The following is a 3910-nucleotide window of genomic DNA, read 5'->3' as shown; positions in this document are numbered from 1 at the left end:
GCGGGTTCCGGCGGTGCGTGTCACCGCGTCCGAGACCGTCTTCCGGGATGTCGCAGGGTCGGGACCGTCGCACAGACACCGCGACGACAAGACGGCAGCGGTCGGGGACCACGCCCGATCGATGCCGCGGGACGCCGCGGGGACCGGATCCCGCGCGTCTATCCACACCTGGGTTCCCGCGGCGTCCCGCGTCCCTCGTGTTTGTCATTCCTGGGCCATGCCCCCGGCGCCACAGGCGCGCGGGGACGATCGCGCATGTCCGGATGGGACCGCCTCCGGGTCGTGCCGCGCGGGCCTTGCACCGGTTGCGTCCCGGCCGCTGCCGCGCGACAACGCGGGCAGCCTTTCGCGATGATCCGGAACACCACAGACGTGACGTCCAACGCCCCGGCGCAGCCCCAAAGAACCTTCGGCCTCTCGACCGCGATCTCCTATCCCAACGGCGCGCCCCATATCGGCCACGCCTACGAGGTGATCGCCGCCGACGCGATCGCGCGCTTCCACCGGCTCGACGGCTACGACGTGCTGTTCTCCACCGGCACGGACGAGCACGGCCTCAAGATCCAGCAGGCCGCGACCCGGGCCGGCACCACCCCGCGCGCCTTCGTCGACGGCACCGCCGCCCGGTTCCAGGCCATGGCCGACCGGATGGACTGCGCCTACGACCGCTTCATCCGCACCACCGAGCCGGGCCACTACGCGGCCGCCCAGGAAATCTGGCGGCGGATGGAGGCCAAGGGCGACATCTACCTCGACAAATATGCCGGCTGGTACTCGGTCCGCGACGAGGCCTATTACGACGAGGCCGAGACCCGCCTCCTGGAGGACGGCAGCCGCCGCAGCCTCGCCACCGACACGCCGGTCGTGTGGATGGAGGAGGAGAACTTTTTGTTTCGCCTGTCGGCCTACCAGGACAGGCTGTTGAAGCTCTACGCGGATCAGCCGGACTTCATCGGGCCGGAAACCCGGAGGAACGAGGTGGCGAGCTTCGTGCGCTCCGGCCTCAAGGACCTCTCGGTCAGCCGCACCAATTTCGACTGGGGCGTGCCGGTGCCGGGGCATCCGAATCACGTGATGTACGTGTGGGTCGATGCGCTGACGAACTATCTCACCGTCACCGGCTTCCCCGACGCGGAGAACCCCCAAAAAAGATTCTGGCCGATGGACCTGCACATCATCGGCAAGGACATCGTCCGGTTCCACGCGGTGTACTGGCCGGCCTTCCTGATGTCGGCCGGGCTGCCCCTGCCCAAGCGCGTCTTCGGCCACGGCTTTCTGCTCTCCAAGGGCGAGAAGATGTCGAAGTCGCTCGGCAACGTCCTCGACCCGTTCGAGCTCGCCGACACCTACGGGGTCGACCCGGTGCGCTACTTCGTGCTGCGCGAGGTGCCGTTCGGCGGCGACGGCAGCTACAGCCACGAGGCGATCATCGGGCGGATCAACGCCGACCTCGCCAACGATCTCGGCAACCTCGCCCAGCGCTCGCTCTCGATGGTGGCCAAGAACTGCGACGGCGCGGTGCCGGATCCCGGCGCCCTCGACGCGGCCGACACGGCCCTCTTGGCCCAGGCCGATGCCCTGCCGGCCCGCGCCCGCGCCCTGATGGGCGATCTGGCGCTGCACGGCATCCTGGCCGAGATCTGGGCCGTGGTGGCCGAGGCCAACCGCTACTTCGCGGCCCAGGAGCCGTGGAAGCTGCGCAAGTCCGATCCCGCCCGGATGAACGCGGTGCTCTACACGACGCTGGAGAGCTTGCGCGTCTTCGGCATCCTGACCCAGCCCTTCGTGCCGGGGGCGGCGGCCAAACTCCTCGGCCTGCTGGCGGTGCCGGCCGACCGGCGCCAGCTCGCCGATGTGGGGGAGGGCGGTCGCCTCGTGCCCGGCACGGCGCTCCCGGCCCCCGCGCCGATCTTCCCGCGCTTCGAGCGCCCCGAAGCTCCGGCTGCCTGACGCCCCGATGCTCATCGACAGCCACTGCCATCTCGACTTCCCGGATTTCTCCGCCGACTTGGCCGGCGTGATCGCCCGCGCCAAGGAAGCGGGCGTCACCGGGATGCTCACCATCTCGACCCGGGTCGCCCGGGCCGACACCTACCGGGCGATCGCCGAGGCCCACGGGGAAGTCTGGCACACGATCGGCACCCATCCGGACGGCGCCGCCGAGGAGCCGGACGTGTCCGCCGAGACGATCGCGGCGCTCGCCCGAAGCAGCCCGCGCTGCGTCGGGATCGGCGAGGCGGGGCTCGACTACCACTATTCCGACGCCGCCCCCGAATCCGTGCAGGAGCGGGTGCTGCGCGCCCATATCGAGGCCTCGCGCCAGACCGGCCTGCCGCTGGTGATCCACGCCCGCGACGCCGACGACCATATGGAGCGGGTGCTGACCGACGAGATGGCCCGTGCGCCGTTCCGGGCCGTCCTGCACTGCTTCTCCTCCGGCCCCCGGCTGGCGGAGGCCGGGGTGGAGCTGGGGCTGTACGTGTCGTTCTCCGGCATCGTCACCTTCCGGCGCTCGCACGACCTGCGCGCCATCGCCCGGGCCGTGCCCCTCGACCGAATCCTGGTGGAGACCGACGCGCCGTTCCTCGCCCCCGAGCCCCATCGCGGACGGACCAACGAGCCGGCCTACACGGCCGATACCGCGCGATCCCTGGCCGGGACTTTGGGGCTTCCCCCGGAGGAGCTGGCCCGCATCACCACGGCGAATTTTTTCCGATTGTTCGACAAGGCCGCCGGAGCGCCCCAGGGCGCCGCGTGACGGGTTAGGAGCGGGAGATCCGGATGGCGAGCCTGACCCTGCGCATCCTCGGCTGCGGCTCGTCGGGCGGCGTCCCGCGGGTCGGCAGCGGCTGGGGCGCCTGCGATCCCGCAAATCCGCGCAACCGGCGCCGCCGCTGCTCGATCCTGGTCGAGCGCGAATCGGGCGCCGGGCGGACCACCCTGCTGGTCGACACCGCGCCCGACCTGCGCGAGCAGCTTCTCGACGCGGACGTGCGGCGCCTGGATGCCGTCCTCTACACCCATGCCCATGCCGACCACACCCACGGGATCGACGACCTGCGCCCGCTGGTGATCGCCATGCGGGGGCGCATCCCGGTCTACGCCGACGCCCTGACCCGCTCCCTGCTCACCGCCCGGTTCGGCTACTGCTTCGAGACGCCCCCGGGGAGCGCCTATCCGCCGATCCTCGACCTGCGCGATCTCGCCGCCGGCCGCGACCTGACCCTGGACGGGGCGGGGGGCCCGATCACCGTGGAATCCCTCCCCGTGGAGCACGGCAACGAGGCAGCCCTGGGCTTTCGATTCGGCCACGCGGCCTACATGCCCGACGTGAGCCTGATCCCGGAGGCGAGCCTCGCCCGGCTCCACGGGCTCGAGCTGCTGATCATCGACGCCCTGCGGGACACGCCGCATCCGACGCACTTCTCCGTCGCGGAGGCGCTGGCGCTGATCGCCGAAGTCAGGCCGCGCCGGGCGGTGCTGACCAACCTGCACACCGATCTGGATTACGCGATCCTGGCGGCGCGCCTGCCTGACGGGGTCGTGCCGGCCTATGACGGGATGACCCTGAGCCTCGACGCGTGAGGGCACTCAGGGTGGAACACGAATCGGGTGTCACACGCGTGTCGCCGGCGGAGTCCAAGAAAATCGACTTCCCGGCCAACAAGGCTGTTGACGGACCGGATCGGCCTGCGTATACCCCGGTTCATCGGCGCCGGCCGCGGAAGTGGACCGGGCGCTGAGCCATCTTCTGACAAGCGGGCGGGCTGGCCGGCGGAATTGCCGGGCGGTCTTCTGTTTGCCTCTCGATGAGCCTCGGGCGACTGAGGCGTTCTTTGACAAGTTGTGATTGAGGAAGGGAGACGCGGGCGGCGTTTGTCCTTGCGGCCGGGTCGAGAGACCTGGCGTG

At 70.5% G+C, this 3910-nt stretch carries 3 protein-coding genes; all 3 read left to right on the top strand.

The window, feature by feature from the left end; all coding sequences use genetic code 11:
* The first annotated feature begins 372 nt into the window (after nt 1–372).
* Genes metG through FVE89_RS19785 form a run of 3 tightly spaced genes read left to right on the top strand, consistent with a single transcriptional unit; the run spans nt 373 to nt 3585 of the window.
* The gene (gene metG, locus FVE89_RS19795) at nt 373–1950 is read left to right on the top strand and encodes a methionine--tRNA ligase (protein ID WP_160535985.1); all 1578 of its coding nucleotides are present in this window, start codon (nt 373–375) and stop codon (nt 1948–1950) included.
* 7 nt (nt 1951–1957) lie between these two features.
* On the top strand, nt 1958–2758 hold the full coding sequence (locus FVE89_RS19790; RefSeq protein WP_160535983.1) for a TatD family hydrolase: 801 nt from the start codon (nt 1958–1960) through the stop codon (nt 2756–2758).
* Between the two features lie 23 nt (nt 2759–2781).
* Entirely contained in the window at nt 2782–3585 is an 804-nt protein-coding gene (locus FVE89_RS19785; protein ID WP_160535981.1) for an MBL fold metallo-hydrolase, read from the top strand.
* The last annotated feature ends 325 nt before the right edge of the window (nt 3586–3910 follow it).

Source organism: Methylobacterium sp. 2A, from assembly GCF_009806555.1.
In the GTDB taxonomy this organism is placed as follows: domain Bacteria; phylum Pseudomonadota; class Alphaproteobacteria; order Rhizobiales; family Beijerinckiaceae; genus Methylobacterium.
This window is presented reverse-complemented; position numbering and strand designations above follow the sequence as displayed.